A 19,892-nucleotide genomic window follows, 5' to 3' on the forward strand; every position below is an offset into this window, starting at 1 on the left:
TCAGCCGACCCCGGCCTCGTCGAGGAACTCCCTGACCACCCGCTGGAACCGCTCCGGCTCCTCCAGCTGCGGGGAGTGTCCGGAGTGCTCGAAGACCACCAGCCGGGCGTCGGGGATCAGGTCCGCGATGACCTGGGACGCCTCGACCGGGGTACGCCAGTCGTGCCGTCCGACTGTCACCAGGGTGGGGCAGGTGATGCCGGGCAGCTTCGGCTTGAGGTCGTATCCGGGCATGTTCTGCCCGAAGGCCGCATTGTGGGTGCGGTAGTGGAACCGGGTGGCGGCCAGCCGGGCGGCGTCCTTGGCCGGGTCGTGCTGGTGGTCGTAGAGGGGCAGGATCGCCCGCCAGTAGTCGCGCAGCTCGTCGTCGCTGGTGAACCGCCCGGTCCCGATCCGGTCGATGGCCCACTGCGGGATCACCGTGCGGTCGGTGGTGCGGGCCCGGTCCACTGCGAGGTGGTCGTGGGCGGTGTCGGCGGCGGTGTCGCGCAGGATCAGCGCGCTGACCCGGTCGGGGTGGGCGATGGCGTACTCCATGGCGATGAACCCGCCGTACGATCCGCCGGCCATCACGATCCGGTCGTAGCCGAAGTGCTCGCGGATCGCGTCGACGTCGGCGACCCACTGCTCGTGGGTGAACGGCTCGTCGTCGCTGGACTCCCCCGACCCCCGGGCGTCGAAGACGATGACCCGCATCCGGTCGGCGAACGGCCCGAAAGACCGGGTCGGCTCGGAGCGGGACCCGAGGCCGGGCGCGCCGTGGTGGACGATCATGGCCGGGGCGTCCTCGGGGCCGAACGCCTCGACCACCAGCTCGGCACCGTTGATCTTCATCGGACTCCCTCGATGATGTTGGCTTCCAGGTCGCGGGGGTAGCTGGTCAGGCGACGCGGACCGGCGCCGGTGACCAGGACGGTGTCGGAGATCCGGTAACCGGCGTGCCCGGGGACGTAGACGCCGGGCTCGCTGGAGAGCAGCATCCCGTCGGCGAGCACCGTGTCGTCCCCGTCGGCCACCCAGGGCGGCTCGTGGTTCTGCAACCCGATCCCGTGGCCCTGCCGGTGCCTGATGTAGTCGCCCAGGCCGTGTCCGCGCAGCACGTCCAGGCAGGTCCGGTTGACCTCGGCGCAGGTCCGGCCGACGAGCATCGCCTCCGTGCCCACCTGCTGGGCCTCCCGGTCGGCCTCGTAGTAACGGCGCTGCTCGGCGGTGGGCTCACCGACGACGAAGGTCCGTTCGCTCTCCACGAACCGGCTGGCCACCGCCGCACCGAGGGAGAGGATCAGGGTGTCGCCGGGCTGGATCCGTCGCCGGGTCGGCAGGCCGTGCGGCAGCGCCGAGTTGGGGCCGGCGTAGACCAGTCCCCCGGCCAGCTTCGTGGTGTAGACGACCATGTCGTACTCGGCGTACATCCGGTCGGTGCCGTACCCGATGACGTGGCGGGCGATCTCGTCCTCGCGGGGCAGCTCCCGACCCGCCCGCAGGGCCTCGGCGATCAGCTCCCGACCGGCGGCGAGCATGTCGTCGCAGATCCGGGCCGCCGCCTCGTGCAGCGGGATCTCCTCGGGGAACTTGCGCAGCCGCAGCGTCGCCACCGCGTCGGTGGGCACCAGGTCGGCGGCGGGCAGGGCGGCGGTGAGCTTGCCCAACGCGCCGACGGTGAGCCCGGCGCCGAACCCGATCCGGCGGGTACGACGTCCGGTCAGCGCGGCGGCGAGGGTCTGCTCGGGGGTTACCAGCCCCGGGAACTCGGCGTAGCTGACGGTGTCGAGGGCCACCCCCTGTTGGGCCGCGTACTCGACGTCGAGGTGCGGGAGGACAAGCAGCGGGTCGCCCTCGCGGGGCATCCAGAGGTAGACCGGACGCTCGGTGGCGATGTAGAAGAACCCGCTGAGGAAGGCGACGTCCGCAGGCGAACTGGCCAGGAATCCGTCCAGGTCACGCTCGTTCAGCGCCTCGGTCAGCCGGGCGCGGACGGTGGAGTAGAAACTGTCGGGCAGCCGCACGGGTCAGCCTCCGTTGCGTCGTGGGTCGCGGGAGTCGTTGAAGCGCATTCCGGCGACCGTCGCGGCGAGGACCAGCAGGAGGATCGCCAGGGACGGGAAGAGCGTCTGCCACCAGGCGATGGTGACCACGCCGCTGCGCTGGGCGTTGAGCAGGATCCGACCCCAGGACCAGGAGTCCGGGTCGCCCAGGCCGAGGAAGCTCAGACCGGCCTCGGAGATGACCGCCCGGGAGGCGGTCAGCAGGACGCTCACCACCATCAGCGGGATCACCGCCGGGAGGATCTCCCGGGAGACGATCCGCCACCCGCTGGCACCGAGCACCCGGGCCCCGTCGATGTACGGCATGGCCGTCACCACCAGGCCCTGGGAGCGGATCAGTCGGGCCACCTCGGGCCAGGCGAACACGCCGATGATCACGGTCAGGGTCACCACGCTGGGGCTGACCACCGCCGCCAACATGATCATCAGGGGCAGGGTGGGCAGCGCCAGCATCACGTCGGTGATCACCGTGCCGACCGCGTCGACCCCTCGCACGTACGCCGAGACCAGACCGATCGCGGTGCCCAGCACCAGGGCGATCAGGGAGGCCGCCACCCCGATCACCAGACTGGTCCGGGTGCCCCAGACCACCTGGGCGAAGATGTCCTGCCCCAGGTCGTCGGTGCCGAACCAGTGCCGCCCCGACGGGGGTTGCAGGACCTCCGCGCCGGTCCCACCGGGCTCGTCGGCGATCAGCGGGGCGAAGACCGCCAGCAGCACCATCACCAGCAGGATCGCCACCGACACCAGGGCCGACGGCTGGCGCAGCCACTCCCGCCAGGCCGCCCGGGTGGCCCCGACCTGGGGCTCGGTGGGCGGCACCGTCTGCTCGGTCAGCACCGGAGCGCTCACCGGACTCTCCTCTCGTCGACGACGACCGTCGGGGCGTGACGGCCGGGGGCGGGCGGACCGCCCGGCCGGTGCCGGGCCGGGGCCGGACGCCCGGCCCCGGCCGGGTATCGGCGGATCACAACCGGATCCGCGGGTTGAGGACGGCGTAGAGCAGGTCCGTCAGGGTGTTCGCGACGACCACCGTGACGGCGAGCATGATGAAGGCGCCCTGGAGCACCGGGTAGTCGCGCTGCCCGACCGCCTCGAAGATCAGTCGACCGACACCGGGGTAGGCGAAGACGGTCTCGGTGAGCACCGCCCCGCCGACCAGGGTGCCCAGTTGCAGACCCATCAGGGTCAGCGCCGGCAGGATGGCGTTGCGCAGGCCGTGCTTCCACACCCGACGTCGGGTGGACAGCCCCCGGGCCCGCGCGGCCCGGATGTAGTCCTCGCCGAGGACCTCGATCATGTTGGTCCGCAACGTCAACGCGTACGGCCCGAGCTGCACCAGGACCAGGGACGCCACCGGCAGCACCAGGTGGTGGGCCAGACTCAGGTACGCGGCCAACCCCCGGGTGTCCGGGTCGATCGCCCCGCCGATGGGGAACCAGCCGAGTTGGGCACCGAGGTAGACCAGCAGCAGCATCGCCACGCTCGGCACGAACAGGGCGTGTCCGCCGATCCCGGCGGCCTGGAGGACCTTGTCCGGCCAGCGGCCCCGGTGCACCGCCGCGTACACCCCGATCGGGATGCCGATGGCGATGGTCACCAGGAACGCGGTACCGGCCAGCATGAGCGTCCACGGCAGCCGGTCCACCAGGATGTCGGTGACCGGCTGGATCTGCCGGAACGAGATGCCGAAGTTACCCTGGGTCAACTCCCGCAGGTAGGACACGTACTGCTCCCACAACGGCCGGTCCAGGCCGTACGTGCGCAGCAGCGCCTCCTGCATCTCCGGGGTCATGTCCCCTTCGACCATCAGGGTCGTGGGGTCCCCGGGCAGCAGCCGGAGCAGGAAGAACGTCGCGGTGATCGCGATCCACACGGTCAGGACGGCCTTCACCGCCCGGCTGAGCACGAACCGTGCCACGGGGACCCCCTTTCCCTTCTCGGGTGTGTGTGCCGGCTCAGCCGACCGGCTTGACCTGGGCCAACGAGTACGCGGTGACCATGCCGAGCAGGTCCGACGGCGACGCGACGAAGCCGGTGAACTTGCTGGAGTTGTGGGCGAACTGGAAGTTCTCCACGTACAGCGGGGTCAGGTACGCCTGCTCGTGCACGACCTTGTCGATGTTCTTGATCTTCTCGACGAAGGCAGCGTGGTCCGTGGTGCCCGCCGCGTCGTTGATCAGGCGGTCCATCTCGTCGGACTTGAGCAGGTTGTAGTTGATGCCGCCCGGGTTGCTGGACAGGTAGGTGCTGCGCAGCTGGTCCATCGGGTTGTCGAAGACACCCCACTGGGTGGCGTCGATGTCGTACTCACCGCTCTTGGTGCGGGCCAGGAACGTGTTGCGCTCCACGCACTCGTTCTCCAGCTTGACACCGGCCTTGGCCGCGCTCTCCCGGAACAGCTGCACCACCCGGGTGATGTTGGCGTTGGACTGGTCGCAGGCGACACCGAAGGTGAGACCGTCGAAGAACCCGTCGCCGTTGCCGTCGGTGTAACCGGCCGCCGCCAGCTTGGCCTTGGCCCCCTCCGGGTCGAACGGGTACGGCTGGATCTCGGTGTTGTCGTACTCGCTGAAGATCGGCGAGATCGGACCGGCCATCTGCTGGCCGTCGCCCTGCAACACGGACTGGATGATCGCCTTGGTGTCGACCGACATCGACAGCGCCTGGCGGACCTCCTGCTTGGCGAGGTGCTCGTTGGTCATGTTGTAGGTCAGGTGGGCGAAGCCCAGCGCCCCGACCTTGGTCAGCTCGATGTTCTCGTCGTCCTCGAACGACTTGGTCGCCGAGGCCGGGACCGGGTTGCCCATCAGGTCGATGTCGCCGTTGCGCAGCGCCAGCATCATCGTGTTGACGTCCGGGTAGACCCGGTACTCGACCTGGGTCAGGGCCGGCTTGCCGTCGGGTGCCAGGGGGTAGTTGTCGTTGCGCTTCATCACGTAGCGCTGACCCCTGGTGGCGCTGTCGAGCACGAACGGTCCACCACCGACCCAGTCGGAGTCGTTGGCGAACTTCGACAGGTCACCGGCCTGCTCGAAGACGTGCTTGGGCACGATCGACATCCAGAAGCCGACGCCCTCGGCGAAGGGCGCGTACGGCTGGGAGAGCTTGAACTTGACTGTCGTGGCGTCCGGGGCCTCGATCGACTCGACCCAGGTGAGCTTCGCGGCCACGTTGCCGAGCTTGTACTCCATGATCTTCTCGGCGCTGAACTTGACGTCCTCGGCCGTCACCGGCTTGCCGTCGGTCCAGGTGAAGTCGTCGCGGAGGTTGAACACGGCGGTCTTGCCGTCGTCCTCGTACCCGTAGTCCTTGGCCAACTCCGGGGCCTTCTGCGCGTTCTCGTCGATGCGCAGCAGGTGCGGGTACATCGCGTTGAGGATCCAGGAGTCGGTCTTGGACAGCGACTGCAGGGGATTGAAGTTGGAGACGTCGGTGGTGGTGCCGATGCGCAGGACCGTGCCGGCGCCGTTGGAGGAACCCTCACCGGAGTCGTTGCCCTCGTTGAGGCCGCAGCCGGACAGTGCCAGCGCGGCGGCCGCGCCGACCGCGACGGCGACCCGCCACCGGCCGTGTCGGCGGATGTTTGACGTGCTCACCAGACCTCCTGAAGGACGCGAACGATGTTGCCGCCGATGACCTTGGTGATCTCGTCATCGGAGTAGTCGTGCTTGACCAGCCAGCCGACGATGTTGCTGAAGCACTCGGCCGGGTTCTCCATGCCGGAGACGTACGGCACCCGGGGGTGTTCCACGGCCCCGTGTGCGTTGCTGATCGCCAGGTGCTGGGTGAAGCTGTCGTGCAGCCCGACGTGGTCACCGAAGTTGGTGTCCGGGCCGAAGGCGACGTGGTCGATCCCGACCAGGTCGACGCAGTAGGTGAAGTGGTCCATCACCGACTCGATCGAGTGGTGCGGGTGCTTCTCCGACAGGGTGGTGTGCGGGGCGGCCTCGATACCGATCACCCCACCGCGCTCGGCACAGGCCCGGATCACCTCGTCGGACTTCATCCGGGGGGTGTTCCAGACGGTGCGGGCCCCGGCGTGGGTGATGAAGACCGGCACCCGGGACGCCTCGACGACCTCCAGGGAGGTCCGGTCCCCGGAGTGGGACACGTCGATGGCGATGCCGAGCTTGTTCATCCGGGTCACCGCGCGCCGCCCGAAGTGGGTCAGGCCGCCGTCGGTGACCTCGGAGAGCCCGGAGCCGAGCATGTTCGCCTGGCTGTAGGCGATGCCCATCTGCCGGACCCCGAACCCGTAGAGGATGTCGATCCGGTCCAGCTCGTTCTCGATCATCGTGGCCGCCTCAAGCCCGGCCACCAGGGCGAGCCGGCCGTCGCGCTTGGCCGCGAAGATCTCCTCCAGGGTGGTGGCCACCACCACGTAGTCCTGCTTGGCCACGTCGGCGAAGCGCAGACCGATGTCGTAGATGACGTCGTCCCACTTCCAGGCGTGCTCGCTGGTGACGCAGCCGGTGCCGTTCATGAAGTTGTCGAACACGGCGGTCATCCCGGAGCGGGCGAGCCCCTCGAAGCCGAAGGAGTTGCGCCCGGTGCGGTTGTAGTCGCGCAGCTCGGTGACGTCGGCCGGCAGGATCTTCGGGTGCTCGTGCAGGGAGATCGCCATCTGCTCGGTGAGCAGCCGGGACACCCGCTGCCGCTGGTCGTCGCTGAGCCCGAGGTCGTGCTCGGGCACCCGGCCGAGCTGGGGGGCGAGGTCGAAGACCTTGTAGTCGACCCGGGGTTCCAGGTAGTCGAACGACCGGTATCCGTCGTATCGGGGGGCTACTTCCTGCACCAACCAGCTCACCTCGGTCCGCTCGGGCCCCTCCCCCGCCCTGACGACGGGAAGAGGCATGAGGATGGAGGTCTGACCTCCTGCCTTGGGGCACGCTATGTGAGCGGCAAACATCTTGGGAAGATCCCGTGACCCGACCGTTATCCAACCCGGCCCAATTAACGCCATCGCAACGAAGACCCTGCTCAAGCGGGTGATCCCCGGATCGGCAGAACGGTCGGCTCCGCCCGCCGTCCGACGGATCTCGACGCTCCGGGGCGATCCGGGGCGATCATGAGCGGCCGGACGACGAGGGACGACACCGTGGGAACGCACCCATCACACCGGAGAGGTCAGACCAATTGGTCGATAGCCGGGCCACCATCGCGAGCCGCTCCGGGCCGCTACCGCTACGAGCCGAACCGGGCTGCCGGGCCGCTACCGCTACCGCTACGAGCCGAATCGGGCCGCCGGGCCGCTACCGCTACCGCTACGAGCCGAACCGGGCCGCCGGGTCGCTACCGCTGCGGTCCGGGCCGGTCCGTCGTAGATTGAGCCCCGTGTCGACCATGATCGAAGCCCTGCGGCGTCACTCCCGTCCAATCCTCCTCAGTGGACTGGGGCTTGCCGCCCTGGCGATCCTCGTCCGGCTGTTCTGGCCGGGAGCGGGGACGATCTTCGAAGTCGCCCTCCTGGTCGGTACCGGCCTCGGGCTGGTCGGCGCCGCCGGGATCCTCCTGCCCGTCGGGGACGTACCTGATGCTCCGGTCCGGGAGGTGCACCCCCCGGTGACCGGGCGATGGCTGGCCCTCAACAGCCCGGCCACCCGGGTACCCAGCCACGGCACCCGTGGCTACGGCCAGTCCCACGCCATCGACCTGGTCTACGACCCCCTCCCCGAGGAGGGCCACGGCACCCGCCCGGAGTTCGGGGCGGGACCGGGGATGCGCCCGGCCGAGGACTACCCTGCCTTCGGGCAGCCGGTCCTCGCGATGGTCACCGGCACCGTCGTACGGGTCACCGACGGCACCCGCGACCACCGCAGCCGTACCAAGATCTGGTCGGTGGCCTACCTCTTCGCCGAGGCGGCCTTCCGGGACCTCGCCGGCCCGTCGGCGGTCCTCGGCAACCACGTCGTCATCGACGCCGGGGACGGCTCCTTCGCCCTCGTCGCCCACCTGGTCAAGGGCTCGGTCGCCGTGCGGGTCGGGGACCGGGTCGAGGCCGGACAGCAGATCGGACGCTGCGGCAACTCCGGCAACAGCACCGAACCCCACGTCCACGCCCACCTCATGGACCGCCCCGACGCGACGGCCGCCCGGGGCCTGCCACTGCGCTTCACCGGCATCCGCGTCGACGACGGCCCGCCCACCGCCGGGGTCCCCGAGAACGGCAAGCACCTGACCACCACCTGACGCCCGCCGGGGGGCCGGAGCGCCGGGCCGGTCAGGGCAGGTCGTCGCGGCCCAACTCCCAGCAGGCCACGGCGGTGGCGGCGGCCACGTTCAGCGAGTCCACCCCACGACGCATCGGGATCACCGTCCGCAGGTCACTGGCGGCCATGGCCCCCTGGCTCAGCCCCGGCCCCTCCGCCCCGAACAGCAGGGCCGTCCGGTCCCGCTGGGCGGGGGTGAGCCGCTGGATGGGCACCGCGTCCGGTGCCGGGGTCATCGCCAGCACCGTGAACCCGGCCGCGCGGACCTGCGCCAGCCCGTCCGGCCAGGGCTCCAACCGGGCGTACGGCACCGCGAAGACCTCCCCCATGCTGACCCGTACGCTGCGCCGGTACAGCGGGTCGGCGCAGGACGGGGAGAGCAGCACCGCGTCCACCCCCAGCGCCGCCACCGCCCTGAAGATGGCACCCAGATTCGTATGGTTGTTCACGTCTTCGAGGACCACCACCCGACGGGCCGTCTCCAACACCTGTGGGACCGTCGGCAACTGCCGACGGTGGAACGAGGCGAGCACCCCCCGGTGCACGTGGAACCCGGTGGCCCGCTCCAGGACGTCGGGAGTCGCCGCGTAGACCGGAGCAGAACCGGTGTCGAGGTCCGCGAGTTGGCCCACCCGCTTGGCGTCGACGAGGAACGACCGGGGTGGGTACCCGGCCCGCAGCGCCCGCCGCAGCACCAACTCCCCCTCGGCGATGAACAACCCGTGCGGCGGTTCCCACCGGGTCCGCAGCTCGACGTCGGTCAGGGCACGGTAGTCGGCGATCCGGTCGTCGTCCGGGTCGGTGATCTCGTCGACGGGCACGGCGACGATTCTGCCCGACCACCGTCCGGACGTTCCCTCCGCCGTCGAGGGGGACCCGGTCCGCCCACCGTCCACGCGTGCCTTCCACCGTCGACCGGGACCCGGTCCGCCCGCTGCCGGACGTTTCTCCCGCCGTCGAGGGGGAAGGCGCGCGCCACGGACGACCAGGCGGAAGGGCGGACCCGATGCGGGGCAACCAGGACGGTAGGGGCACGGACGGTCGACTGCGCCGGAATGCGACTGTCGCCGACCACATCGTGGCCCGGCTCGCCCAGTGGGGCGTACACCGCTACTTCGGCTTTCCCGGAGACGGCATCAACGGCATGACCTCGGCGCTGCAACGTGCCGAGGACCACACCGAGTTCATCCAGGTACGCCACGAGGAGACCGCCGGCTTCGCCGCCAGCGCCCACGTCAAGTACGGGGGCGGCCCGATCGGCTGTGCCCTGGTCACCAGCGGACCGGGCGCGATCCACCTGCTCAACGGCCTGTACGACGCCAAACTCGACCACCAACCGGTGGTGGCCCTGGTCGGCAACACCGCGCTCACCGCCGAGGGCGGCGGCTACTACCAGGAGGTCGACCTGCTCGCCCTCTACAAGGACGTCGCCTCGGACTTCCTGGCCCAACTGGACCACCCCTCCCAGGTCCGCCACCTGGTGGACCGGGCCTGCCGCACCGCGCTCGCCCGGCGTACCGTGACCGCCCTGGTCCTGCCCCTGGACGTGCAGGACGAACCGGCGGTCCCCGACCCCCCACACGCCCACGGCTACTACCACACCAGCGCCGTCCCGAGCAGCGCCACCACCGTCCCGCCCGAGGCCGACCTGCGCCGGGCGGCGGAGGTGCTGCGCGGCGGCGAGCGGGTCGCGATGCTCGTCGGCCAGGGTGCCCTCGGCGCAGAGGAGGAGGTACGCCTGATCGCCGACAGGCTCGGGGCCGGTGTGGCGGTGGCGCTGCTCGGCTTCGCCGCCGTCGACCACCGGGAGCCCTGGGTCACCGGGGCGATCGGGCTGCTCGGCACCCGCCCGAGCTGGCAGATGATGCAGGAGTGCGACACGCTGTTGATCGTCGGCAGCAACATGCCGTACTCCGAGTTCTATCCCCCCGAGGGACGGGCCCGTGCGGTGCAGATCGACGTGGACGGCACCCGGATGGGGCTGCGCTACCCGACGGAGGTCAACCTGACCGGCGACGCCGGTCCCACCCTCCGGGCGCTCCGTGCCGCCCTGGGCACCGAAGCGGCCCCGACCCGGTGGCGGGCCGCCATCGGCGAGGCGACGTCGGCGTGGCGGGCAGGTCAGCGGGAGTTGGCCGAACAGGCCGCCCGCCCGGTCAACCCGCAACTGCTCTTCCGCACCCTCGACGAGTCGCTTCCCGACGACGCGATGCTGGCCGTCGACTGCGGCACCGCCACCGCCTGGTACGCCCGCCACGTCCGGGTCCGCCCCGGGATGCTGGCCAGCCTCTCCGGCACCCTGCTGTCGATGGGCGGCGGAATGCCGTACGCCCTGTCGGCGAAGTTCGCCCACCCGGACCGACCCGTCGTCGCCCTGCTCGGCGACGGGGCGATGCAGATGAACGGGGTCAACGAGCTGATCACGGTGGCGAAGTACTGGCGTCAGTGGGCAGACCCGAGATTCGTGATCCTGGTCCTCAACAACCGGGAACTGGCCTTCGTCAGCTGGGAACAGCGCTCCACCGAGGGCAGCCCGATGTTCCCGGACAGCCAGGACGTGCCGGACGTGGCGTACCACCACTGGGCGGAGGTCCTGGGGCTGCGCGGCGAACTGGTCGACTCCCCCGACCAGGTCCCCGGACTCTGGGACCGGGTGCTCACCGCCGACCGCCCGGTCGTGGTCAACGCGATGGTGGACGCCGCCGAGCTGATGCTCCCCCCGCACTTCACAGTCGACCAGGCCCGCAAGACAGCAGCGGCGATCCTGCGGGGCGACACCGACCGCTCCGAGATCATCCGACGCGGCCTCCCCGCCACCCTCGCCACCTACCGCCACCACGGCTGACCCCGCTTCACTCCTCGATGCTCACGGGCGAGGGTGGGGTGTGGGGGCCGGTGGGGTCGGCCGGGAAGAACCGACAGCCGGTGCCGTCGAGACGGACGGCGACGACCTGACCGGCATGCCGGCGGGCGAGTCGACGCAGCTCCGGGGTCGGATCAGGCGTACCGACAGGAGTCGCCGTCGTAGGGGCGGGAAGTGGTCGGTGCGGGGAGGTCGGCACTGTGCCCCGCAGCGCCGGGCCGAGGTGGGCGAAGCAGTCCGCGACAGCGGCTTCGACACTGGGCCACCAGGGCGGACGCAGGTCGACGTCGGCACTCCTGGAGGTGAGGTCGACGCGCCACCGTACGCCGTGGAGCCGGTTCGGATCGGTGGCGTCACGCCGGTGGTCGCAGGCCACGACGGTGACGGCGAGGTCGAGTCCGACGGCGAGGCGGATCAGCTCGACTGTCGGAGGTGCCGCCGGTGGTCGGCCCAGGACGAGGAGCCGGGCACCGGGCACCCCCCGGGCGGCCCGGGTGACGTACCGCCGCGCCGGGTCGTCGCCACTCGGGCCGGGGGTCTGGGAGTCCGGGCCGGGGCGGGGTGCCTGGGAGTCCGGGCCGGGGGCGGTGTCGGGGTCCGGGCCGGTGAGGGTGCCTTCGAGGAGATCCTGACCGAGGGGGTGCCCGCCGGGCTGGTCGAGCCGGATCAGGTGTTCCGGGCGTACGCCGAACCGGTCGGCGAGACCGGCGGCGCGGTAGTGCTCGCGGAGCTGGAGGATCGGCGTCCCGTCGGGGTGACGCCCGACCCGGACGGCCGCCTCCCCGGCGGTCGAACCCCCGGCGACCCGCCCACCGGCGGTCGGCAGTTCGACAGTCGGTTGCCACAGGTGGTGGGTGGCGCGGGTCAGGTCGGTGACGGTCACCGTGAGAGCAGAGTGGATCCGACGACTGTCCCCGCAGGTCGGGCAGGCTCCCTGGCCGGGGGCGAGGCCCGCCCCACAGCAGCGGGGGCAGTCCGGGTGGGGGTCGGCGCCGCGCCCCCGACAGCCGCAGCGGCGTAACAGGTCACCGGGGCGGCAGTCCGGACATTCGTGGCCCCGGATCGGGGCACCCCACCAGGTCGGATCGGGCGGCTCGGTGACCCGCAGGAGGCGAGGAGTGACGTACCGGACGACCTGCCCGGTGTCCCATTCGTGCAGTTCCTCGATCGGGTCGCCCTCGCGCAGTCGGGTGTGCCACCACCGGCCGTTGCGCCAGATCACCTGCGCTCCGGGTGCGCCTGCGAGGTCCACTCTCAGCCACCGTTCGAGTTCGGCCAGGTCGACGACGGTGGGGGCGGGGAGCACCCCGAGCGAGGAACGCACCGTGTACGCGGGCGCGGTCAGCCCGGTCTCACCGAGCCGGGCCGTCGCGGTGACGATCGTCGTGGCGGCGACTGCGGAGGGCAGGCCCACCTCGTACAGGTGGGGGTCGACGGGGACGGTGCCACCGGGCAGCTCGTAGCGGACGTCCCAGACCACCTGTCCGTGCTGGTCCCGGGCCTCGACGACGAGATCGAGGTGGAGGAGGTTGGCCACCCGGCACAGCTCCCCCAGATGGCGTCCCGGGTCGGGCGGGGCGGCCGGTGGGACGCTGCGCCCGAGCAGTACCCGCCACGGCGAGTGGTCCCCCCGGGCCAGGGCCTCCGCCTCGATCCGGTGCCGCCGGACGGCAGGCAGGTCGGGCTCCCAGTGCCGGGGCAGCCACACGAGGGTCCCGTCCGGGTCGGGGCCGACCGCCGGAAGTCCGGCCACCTCGACGGCCCCGACCCGGAAGGCGAGCCGGTCCACCACCGGCCGCAACGGCATCGCCCAGACCCCGTCTGGTCTGCGCTCGACGGTGATCCTGCCTGGTCGAATCCGTTGCGAGGCGACAGCGCCGGTGTCCACGTTCACCACCGACACGACCAGCTCCGCCCGGCGCACCCCGGTCCGCCCGCACCACAGGCACGGCCGCAGGACGCTCCCGTCACCGCGACACAGCCGACAGTCCCGGTACGGTTCGTCCGCGTACCCGGCTCCGTCGACGATGAGCTGGTCGCCGCCGCTGACGCACTCGCACCGCAGCACCGTGTGGGTCAGCCCGGAACACTCCGGGCACACGATCGTCGGAACCCCGGTCACCGCAGCACCGACCCGTTCCCGCAGGCCCCGTCGTGGTCGGCCCCCAACTGGCACCGCCGGCCACCGACCATCCTCAGGTCACAGAAGACCCGATGCCGTACGCCCTGGGCGTCCTCCGCCGACACCGTCAGCTCACCCGGGTCGGTCTGCGGAAGTATCCGGGTCCACCGGGCCACCACCCGGGCGAGCCGCTGCGCGGCCGACAGGTCCGGGGCGGTCACCGGCAGATGGATCACCCACCGCTCGGTCACCGCTGCCATCCCCGCTCGTTGCGCGCCTGGAACTGTTCCGCCTGCCACCGCCGCAGGGCATCCCTGGTACGGCGGCTCTCCTCCCGGCTGGCGGCCACCGCGTCGTAAGCGGCGGTCAGCTCTGCGGCGACCCGGTCCAGGAACGCGTACACCTCGGCCGGGTCCAGCCCGCGCCGCCCGAACGACGTCCACCCGAACCGCCGCCCCCGGACCTGACCCGGCGGCAACGTCGGACACGCCACCGACCGGTAGCAGGTGGACCACCGGTTCGGCCGTCGCCGACGCGACCGCCGAGGTCGGAGGAAGAAGCGCATTGTTCGGACCCACCTTCACCGTCGGTACCGCCTGTCGGGGGATGGGTGGGTCCGTCGGCCCGCCGCGCACCGACGGCCCCACCCGGCACCTCCCACCGCAGCCACGACCAGCAAGTACGGCAGGAGGGCGCGCACCGCCCCGAGGACCAGCCTCCGGGCCGTAACCACCTCATTAGACTTTGGGCACGCCCATAACGCAATGACTCTCAGCAATCAGGTCGTCGTGTCTTCGACTTAAAAAGATTGATCTTTAGAGCGCGCCAGCTCGAATACCGCCAGAACACGAGAAGCATGTTTGGATGTACTATCTGGGCGAGACAGACGCCCACAAAGGAGAGGCGATCCACTGGTGACCGAGATCGTGGGTTCCGCACTACTGCGGCGTTACATCGGCCGACGATTGGAGGCGCTGCGCCGTCGAGCCGGGCTCACCCAGGAGCAGGCCGCGCTGAAGTTGCAGAAGGGCCGCGCGACGATCGCCCGGATGGAGGACGGTGAACAGGCCGTCCGCTTCCGCGACATCGACGTCAAGGCCATGATGGAGATCTACGGCGCTACTCCCGAGGAGACCGAACACCTCCTCGCCCTCACCGCCGAGACCCGCAACGGCCGCCGCAAGTCCTGGTGGCACGACCGCACCGAGACCGAACTGCCCGTCTTTTTCGGCCTCTACGTCTCACTTGAGGACTCCGCCGAGACCATCCGGCAGTACGAGGCCGAGCTGATCCCTGGCCTACTTCAGACACGGGAGTACGCCGAGGAGATCCATCGGGTGGCACCAGGCGACGCCGATCAGGACGAACGCCGACGCCAGGTTGACGTCCGGATGGAACGGCAGTCGCTTCTCAGTCGCCCTCGCGCGCCGCACCTGAGCGTCATCCTCAACGAGGCTGTCCTCCGCCGAGTGGTGGGTGGGCCGAAGCTGATGATCGCGCAGTACGAGCACCTACTCGAACTGACTCGGCGCGGCAACATCAAGGTCCGGGTGCTCCCCTTCTCGGCTGGTCTCCACGCCGCCATGGCGGCGAACACGCCCTTCGCTCTGCTGATGTTCCCTGTCGACCCGATGGGCGGCGAGCCGTTGGAGCCACCCCTCGCCTACGTAGACACGCTCACCGGCGCGCACTACCTCAACAAGCCGGCAGAGTTCAGCGCCTACCAGCTCGTTTGGGAAGACCTCGACCGTCTCTCACTCAGCGAGAGCGAGTCGAAGACAATGATCACTGCCACCCTGGAGGCCCTTCGTGAGATCTGACGAGACCGCTGCCCGTTGGCGCAAGTCGAGCCGCAGCGGCGCTGCCAACAACTGTGTCGAGGTCGCCGACAATCTCCCCGGCGTCGTCGGGCTGCGCGACAGCAAAGACCCGACCGGTTCCTCCCTCACCTTCGAGCCGGCCGCCTGGTCCCGGTTCATTCAGGCCGTCAAGCAGCACGAAGTGGGCCGCTGACCCTCGTACCGCATGGCTGCTGTCTCTTCGGAGGCAGCAGCCGTGCCACTTTCCGGCGATCCTGAAGTCGGGCAGACACGGCTTGTTCTGTATCGACGGACCTCATCGGTAGCCTTCCCCTGGAAGGCCAACAGGTCAGGGAGTACAGCCGGGTGTTCGAGCACCTGGTCGCCACAGCGGCGAGCGCCCGGAAGTCGCGCGACCTGATCCAGGAGGCGATGGCCACGCTATGAGAGGACGACTCCGGTGGACGAAGTCAGCACGACCCTGCTGATCTGGCGGAAGAGCAGTCGGAGCAACGGCTCCGGCAACTGCGTCGAGGTCGCCGACAACCTCCCCGAGGTCGTCGGGCTCCGCGACAGCAAAGACCCGACCGGCCCCACCCTCGCCTTCGAGCCGGCCGCCTGGTCCCGGTTCGTCCTCGGGCTCAAGGAACACGACCTGAGCTGCTGATTACTGCAACTCGGAGGCGCTGTCCGATCCCCGGACAGCGCCTCCGCCACGTCCGGGAGTACTACCGGTGTGCGTCCTTTCGAGCTGCCCTCACAAACGAGGCACCTCGAACGACGACCGCTGCGGCCCGTTGGCCTCCCCGGCCCGGGACCGGTGGGAAGGCGCTACTCCCGCTCGCAGCCCCCGGTGCGGTCCTGATGCCGACCGGTGGCAGCAAGTCGCTGGGCTACGCCCGGTCTCATAACCGGGGCAGCTCCATAGGCTCCTCCACGTCACTCCTCTGCGCCGTCCCCTGACCTCACGAACTGCTTCCGCGCCACGTCGACACCGAACTGCGGAACGGCACAACTTCCACAACGCCTGACCGATGAGCGACCGAGGGCTGACGGAACGTGCATGATCCGGTACGGTCGCACCGGACATCGTCGATATCAGGGAGGGACCGTCGCAGTGGCGTCGATCGAGGAGGTCAAGGCCGGGATCAACCGGTTCGGCCAGGAGACCCAGCAGAACGTCACCCAGCTCCGCGCGGTGCACGAATCACTGCAACAGAGCCTCGGCGCGCTGATGGCCGTCACCGCCGGGACCGGCCACCCCGCCGTCGCCGAGGCGATCAGCCGGATGGAGCAGGTGAAGGCCAAGCTCGACGAAGCGTCCCAGCTCGCGATGGGCGCCGTCGACGCCACCCAGCGGTACGCCAGCGGCTTCTGATCTCCCCGAAAGGCTCTGCCATGCCTCGCATCATCGTTCCGGCCGGACTGTCCATGGGTCCCCGGTTCCGCTACGTACGCCCGCCGGACCCAGTCGCCGAGTGCTACGAGATCCACCTCGGCGACGACCTCGTGGAACTGACCGAGACCGAAGCCGCCGTCTGGGCCGCCGCCTTCCACGACGCCGAACGCCACGCCAAGCTGGAGGTCAACCGGGAATCCCTGATCAGGCTCCTGGAAACCGCCCCCAAACCCGAACCCCAGGCCACGACCCTGGTCGACGGCCTCATCGAACGCGGCCTCCTCGTCGAGTTCGACACCGACGGCAGCCTCGAACTCGTCTTCCGCAAGCACAAGCTCCTCCCTCTCGGCGAAGGACTCGGCTCCACCGCCGAAGAACCCCACCTCCACCGGATCGGCCACGCCGGCCAACCCAAGCTCGCCGTTCCGGTCGACGTCTACGGCCTCTGGTCGTTCTCGTGGCGTGACTCCGATCTGTGGCAGGCATGTGTGCTGTACGCGGATGACTCTGAGAACGTGGCAGAAGGCGACGAGCCCTCGGACGCGACCCCGCAAGAGGTCGCCAAGGACCTCGCCGTCCACCTTCCGCTGATGATCGCCATGGGCTGCGGTTACCTGGACCCCGTACCGAGCTGATGGGCTGGCGCAAAGGGAACCGCCGCCAGAAGCAGGTCGAGCGGCCGTTCGCGCGGCGGTTGAAGTACGAGAGCGCCAAGGAGGCGCTCGGCAAGATGGTCGAATGGGGCAGCGCCGGAGTGGGCATGCTGGTCGGGCTGGCGGGTGCGAAGTACGGGCTGCCGGTCTCCCCGGGCGTCGCGTCCACCGGTGGGGCGATCATCGGCGGGATGCTGGGTGCCCAGGGCAAGGCCATCGTCGTAGCCAGCCTCGACCATGCCCGAGAACGCCGAGAGAAGTGGCAGGCAGCTACCACAGGTGGAGGATCCCGTTCGGCAACCCCCCGTCGCACCAGCGGTTCCGGTCGTGCACACAGCAGCACGACGCCCTCTGCCACGGTGACCCCTCTCCCCCGCTCCCGTGCCGCCTCGGCGAGCATCGCCGGGCAGGTGATCGGTGGGTTGGATGCCGTCATCGAGCAGCTCAACCGGGCATCCCGTCAACTCGGTGAGATCCATCGTGCGATGTGGGCAGCCCAGAACGCGCTCAACGCCGCACTCGCCGGTGGGCGGCCGGAGATAGTCCTGACCGTGGAGGCCAGGCTGACGGCAGCTCGCGGTCACGTCCACGACTCGACAAGCGAACTCGCCGCAGCCGCTGACCACCTGGGCACCTACCGCGCCGCGATCTGACCCGCGCCCAAGTCCCCGAGAAGGCCAACGAGCAGGCATTCGAAGCCAAGAGGGGATATCGGCGTGAGCCTGGGGTATTGCCTGACACTGGCCGGTGAGCTGCCGCTGGACGAGATCGCCGCCGTCACCGCCCTCGGCCCCGCCGAGCGGCCGACCCCGTCGAGCCCACGCCTGTTCGGCGTCAACCTCCAAGACGAGCGCGGATACTCCATCAGCGTCCACTCCGGTACCCACGGCTACTACTGGGCCGAGGGAGACCACGACGCCTCCTGGGAGTGGAAACTCGACACCTACGTGAACGTCACCTTCGACATGCGTAAGTACGGTCTCGTCGACAAGGGCATCCCGAACATGGTGGCGACCGTCGGTCGCGTGCTGGCCGGTCGCGGCGAGGACGCCGCACTCGTCCAGGACGGCAATTACCTCTTGCTCACGCGTACCGCCGGGGTCGTCCGCAGGCACCGGCAGCGGCAGTGGTGGAACCACTACGGCCTCGACGTCCCCGGCGCCTGACGTTCCTGAGGTCCCCCGGGCGGCACCCATTCGTTCCTGGGGTGCCCCGGCGCTCACTCGCGCCGGGGCATCGGGACGGCCGGCAGTGTCAGGGGCTTCTCGGACGCTCGGGACGTTGGTGGCAGGGGGGTTGCGGCATCTGCGTCCGGGGGTTGCCGTACGGCTGGCCCGTCGGTCGGGTGGCATCTGTTCCGGAGCGATTCTGAACCGCTCGGGTGCCCTGAACGGCCGCACCCCGACCTACGTGAACTGACGGCAGCCGCAGATCACCTGCGCACCTTCACCACCTCGGAGGCACCGGAGCACGAATCACTCAACGCCTCCCGCGACCTAGCCCCACTGGCTCTGCACGGCGAAGGTCGGGTCCTCGGACCCACCGACGACCAAGAGCCCGCCACCGACACCCCGTACACCACGGACTGGCGGCGGTCACCGAGCACGGCGAGATGCTGGGCGACCCCGGTCCGGACACCGTCCTCACCCCGGTTCCCAGCGACACCTGCCAGTACGTCGACTCTCAACGACGTCACCTGCCAGGTCCGCCAGTCACCTGCCCTACTGCCAGGACTCTGGCCGGCTTCGACTGCGACCCCGACGCCTCACGGCCGGCGAAGCCCACCTGCCCCTGAGAACCGGGACCCGCCATAGCGGCCACGACATGGGTAGCGGCACCATCGACGTCCCGGACGAGCCGTACCTTGCCAGCCTTGCCGGGATACGACTCCAGACGCTGACCATGCCGCCTTAACGCATCCACCAACACCTGATCGACGTTCGCCCCCACAATCCCCTTGTTCCGAAGAGTGTTCAAGAAATTACCGATGGGGACAGGAACGTCATGACCGGAAACCTTCACGGACTGACGAAATTTGGGTAGCTGACCTGCAGGGCAGGCGTTGAGAGCAGCAGCATAAACCGAGCGAGGCCACCTGGTGACCTTCCCCGTCGACGGAAGCTTCACCCTCGTCGAATCATCGGGGTGCGGCTCCAGAACCTGATCATGGCGCCTTAACGCATCCACCAACACCTGGCCAACCTTCGCCCCCATAATCCCCCTGCCTCGAAGAGTGTTCACAAACTCACCGATGGGGACAGGAACGTCATGACCGGGAACTTTCACCGTCTGGCCCTTTTTGGGCAACTTACCCTCAGGCAAAGCATTAAGAGCAGCAGCATAAACCGCGTGAGGTCGCCTGGTGCGCTTCCTCGCCGGAGGCTTCACCCTCGTCGAATCATCGGGATCCGGCTCTGAAAACTGACCGGGGTGACCCAAACCCAGGGAATCGTCGAGGGGCACAGGATCGGAGAATCCGGGAGCCTCGACCGTCTCCCCCTGTCTGGGTAGTTGACCTTCAGGAAGTGCGTCAAGGGCGGCGATGTAGGCCGCTCGGTCGTCTTGCGGCTGGTTCACCGACTCGCCCGACACCCCGAGCATCATCTCGCTCTGCTCGCCTGCAAACGGGTCCAGACTCGCCACGTAATCATCCACGCCGAAAGGCATCATCTCGCTCTGTTCGATAGTGAACGGTGCCAGGCTCGCTAAAGGATGTCTCGTAACTCGGTGATGGCGTTGCCGGTCAACGGTGTTGGTGTCACCCGGTCAGGATGATGTTGTGGAGGTGGGCGATGCCGG

General features: G+C 69.6%; 20 protein-coding genes and 1 pseudogene. 10 read left to right on the top strand and 11 right to left on the bottom strand.

Features of this window, described 5'->3' with window-relative positions:
• From ABT336_RS11645 to ABT336_RS11670, 6 genes are all read right to left on the bottom strand, one after another.
• Nucleotides 1-834: an alpha/beta fold hydrolase gene (locus ABT336_RS11645; protein WP_350896477.1), complete on the bottom strand. Its 834-nt coding sequence runs from the start codon at nucleotides 832-834 to the stop codon at nucleotides 1-3.
• Nucleotides 831-2,006 carry a M24 family metallopeptidase gene (locus tag ABT336_RS11650; RefSeq protein ID WP_350896478.1) on the bottom strand — a complete coding sequence of 392 codons (1,176 nt, stop codon included), beginning with the start codon at nucleotides 2,004-2,006 and terminating at the stop codon, nucleotides 831-833. The genes ABT336_RS11645 and ABT336_RS11650 overlap by 4 nt, the downstream gene beginning before the upstream one ends.
• Before the next feature lie 3 nt (nucleotides 2,007-2,009).
• Nucleotides 2,010-2,897, bottom strand: coding sequence for an ABC transporter permease (locus tag ABT336_RS11655; RefSeq protein WP_350896479.1), 888 nt, complete (start codon nucleotides 2,895-2,897; stop codon nucleotides 2,010-2,012).
• Between the two features lie 115 nt (nucleotides 2,898-3,012).
• Nucleotides 3,013-3,966 (bottom strand): ABC transporter permease, encoded by a 954-nt coding sequence (locus ABT336_RS11660; RefSeq protein WP_350896480.1) that lies wholly within the window; start codon nucleotides 3,964-3,966, stop codon nucleotides 3,013-3,015.
• A 37-nt stretch (nucleotides 3,967-4,003) separates the two neighbouring features.
• Nucleotides 4,004-5,644: an ABC transporter substrate-binding protein gene (locus tag ABT336_RS11665; RefSeq protein ID WP_350896481.1), complete on the bottom strand. Its 1,641-nt coding sequence runs from the start codon at nucleotides 5,642-5,644 to the stop codon at nucleotides 4,004-4,006.
• The gene (locus ABT336_RS11670) at nucleotides 5,641-6,843 is read right to left on the bottom strand and encodes a dipeptidase (protein ID WP_350896493.1); all 1,203 of its coding nucleotides are present in this window, start codon (nucleotides 6,841-6,843) and stop codon (nucleotides 5,641-5,643) included. Before ABT336_RS11670 ends, ABT336_RS11665 begins: the two co-directional genes overlap by 4 nt.
• A 548-nt stretch (nucleotides 6,844-7,391) precedes the next feature.
• On the opposite strand from ABT336_RS11670, the gene ABT336_RS11675 reads away from it, so the two are divergent.
• Nucleotides 7,392-8,237, top strand: coding sequence for a M23 family metallopeptidase (locus tag ABT336_RS11675; protein ID WP_350896494.1), 846 nt, complete (start codon nucleotides 7,392-7,394; stop codon nucleotides 8,235-8,237).
• A 31-nt stretch (nucleotides 8,238-8,268) separates the two neighbouring features.
• Here the strand turns inward: ABT336_RS11675 and ABT336_RS11680 are convergent, their stop codons facing one another.
• Nucleotides 8,269-9,078 carry a TrmH family RNA methyltransferase gene (locus tag ABT336_RS11680; RefSeq protein ID WP_350896482.1) on the bottom strand — a complete coding sequence of 270 codons (810 nt, stop codon included), beginning with the start codon at nucleotides 9,076-9,078 and terminating at the stop codon, nucleotides 8,269-8,271.
• A 185-nt stretch (nucleotides 9,079-9,263) separates the two neighbouring features.
• Here ABT336_RS11680 and ABT336_RS11685 point away from each other — a divergent pair, with 185 nt between their 5' ends.
• Complete coding sequence (locus ABT336_RS11685; RefSeq protein ID WP_350896483.1) at nucleotides 9,264-11,102, top strand: thiamine pyrophosphate-requiring protein; 1,839 nt, start codon at nucleotides 9,264-9,266, stop codon at nucleotides 11,100-11,102.
• A 7-nt stretch (nucleotides 11,103-11,109) separates the two neighbouring features.
• Here the strand turns inward: ABT336_RS11685 and ABT336_RS11690 are convergent, their stop codons facing one another.
• Genes ABT336_RS11690 through ABT336_RS11700 form a run of 3 tightly spaced genes read right to left on the bottom strand, consistent with a single transcriptional unit; the run spans nucleotide 11,110 to nucleotide 13,807 of the window.
• Nucleotides 11,110-13,242, bottom strand: a complete 2,133-nt coding sequence (locus tag ABT336_RS11690) for a hypothetical protein (RefSeq protein ID WP_350896484.1) — start codon at nucleotides 13,240-13,242, stop codon at nucleotides 11,110-11,112.
• Nucleotides 13,239-13,493, bottom strand: a complete 255-nt coding sequence (locus ABT336_RS11695) for a hypothetical protein (RefSeq protein ID WP_350896495.1) — start codon at nucleotides 13,491-13,493, stop codon at nucleotides 13,239-13,241. Before ABT336_RS11695 ends, ABT336_RS11690 begins: the two co-directional genes overlap by 4 nt.
• A complete protein-coding gene (locus ABT336_RS11700; protein ID WP_350896485.1) occupies nucleotides 13,490-13,807 on the bottom strand; it encodes a DivIVA domain-containing protein in 318 nt (105 codons plus the stop codon). Before ABT336_RS11700 ends, ABT336_RS11695 begins: the two co-directional genes overlap by 4 nt.
• A gap of 358 nt (nucleotides 13,808-14,165) precedes the next feature.
• Here ABT336_RS11700 and ABT336_RS11705 point away from each other — a divergent pair, with 358 nt between their 5' ends.
• The 8 genes and pseudogenes from ABT336_RS11705 to ABT336_RS11740 all read left to right on the top strand — a co-directional run bounded on the left by ABT336_RS11705 (nucleotide 14,166) and on the right by ABT336_RS11740 (nucleotide 18,259).
• Entirely contained in the window at nucleotides 14,166-15,062 is an 897-nt protein-coding gene (locus tag ABT336_RS11705) for a helix-turn-helix domain-containing protein (protein WP_350896496.1), read from the top strand.
• Nucleotides 15,052-15,255: a DUF397 domain-containing protein gene (locus tag ABT336_RS11710; protein ID WP_350896486.1), complete on the top strand. Its 204-nt coding sequence runs from the start codon at nucleotides 15,052-15,054 to the stop codon at nucleotides 15,253-15,255. The genes ABT336_RS11705 and ABT336_RS11710 overlap by 11 nt, the downstream gene beginning before the upstream one ends.
• A 107-nt stretch (nucleotides 15,256-15,362) precedes the next feature.
• Nucleotides 15,363-15,488, top strand: a pseudogene (locus tag ABT336_RS11715) (XRE family transcriptional regulator); the annotation flags it as partial.
• 40 nt (nucleotides 15,489-15,528) lie between these two features.
• Complete coding sequence (locus ABT336_RS11720; protein WP_350896497.1) at nucleotides 15,529-15,708, top strand: DUF397 domain-containing protein; 180 nt, start codon at nucleotides 15,529-15,531, stop codon at nucleotides 15,706-15,708.
• 450 nt (nucleotides 15,709-16,158) lie between these two features.
• Nucleotides 16,159-16,419, top strand: coding sequence for a hypothetical protein (locus ABT336_RS11725; RefSeq protein ID WP_350896487.1), 261 nt, complete (start codon nucleotides 16,159-16,161; stop codon nucleotides 16,417-16,419).
• Between the two features lie 20 nt (nucleotides 16,420-16,439).
• Complete coding sequence (locus ABT336_RS11730) at nucleotides 16,440-17,075, top strand: hypothetical protein (RefSeq protein ID WP_350896488.1); 636 nt, start codon at nucleotides 16,440-16,442, stop codon at nucleotides 17,073-17,075.
• Nucleotides 17,075-17,746: a hypothetical protein gene (locus tag ABT336_RS11735; RefSeq protein WP_350896489.1), complete on the top strand. Its 672-nt coding sequence runs from the start codon at nucleotides 17,075-17,077 to the stop codon at nucleotides 17,744-17,746. The genes ABT336_RS11730 and ABT336_RS11735 overlap by 1 nt, the downstream gene beginning before the upstream one ends.
• A 63-nt stretch (nucleotides 17,747-17,809) precedes the next feature.
• Entirely contained in the window at nucleotides 17,810-18,259 is a 450-nt protein-coding gene (locus ABT336_RS11740) for a SitI3 family protein (RefSeq protein ID WP_350896490.1), read from the top strand.
• Nucleotides 18,260-18,785: 526 nt separating this feature from the next.
• On the opposite strand, the gene ABT336_RS11745 is transcribed toward ABT336_RS11740, so the two are convergent.
• Nucleotides 18,786-19,748 carry a hypothetical protein gene (locus ABT336_RS11745; protein ID WP_350896491.1) on the bottom strand — a complete coding sequence of 321 codons (963 nt, stop codon included), beginning with the start codon at nucleotides 19,746-19,748 and terminating at the stop codon, nucleotides 18,786-18,788.
• Nucleotides 19,749-19,892 lie beyond the last annotated feature (144 nt).

Origin of the sequence: Micromonospora sp. NPDC000207 (assembly GCF_040300925.1) — a bacterium.
GTDB lineage: Bacteria > Actinomycetota > Actinomycetes > Mycobacteriales > Micromonosporaceae > Micromonospora.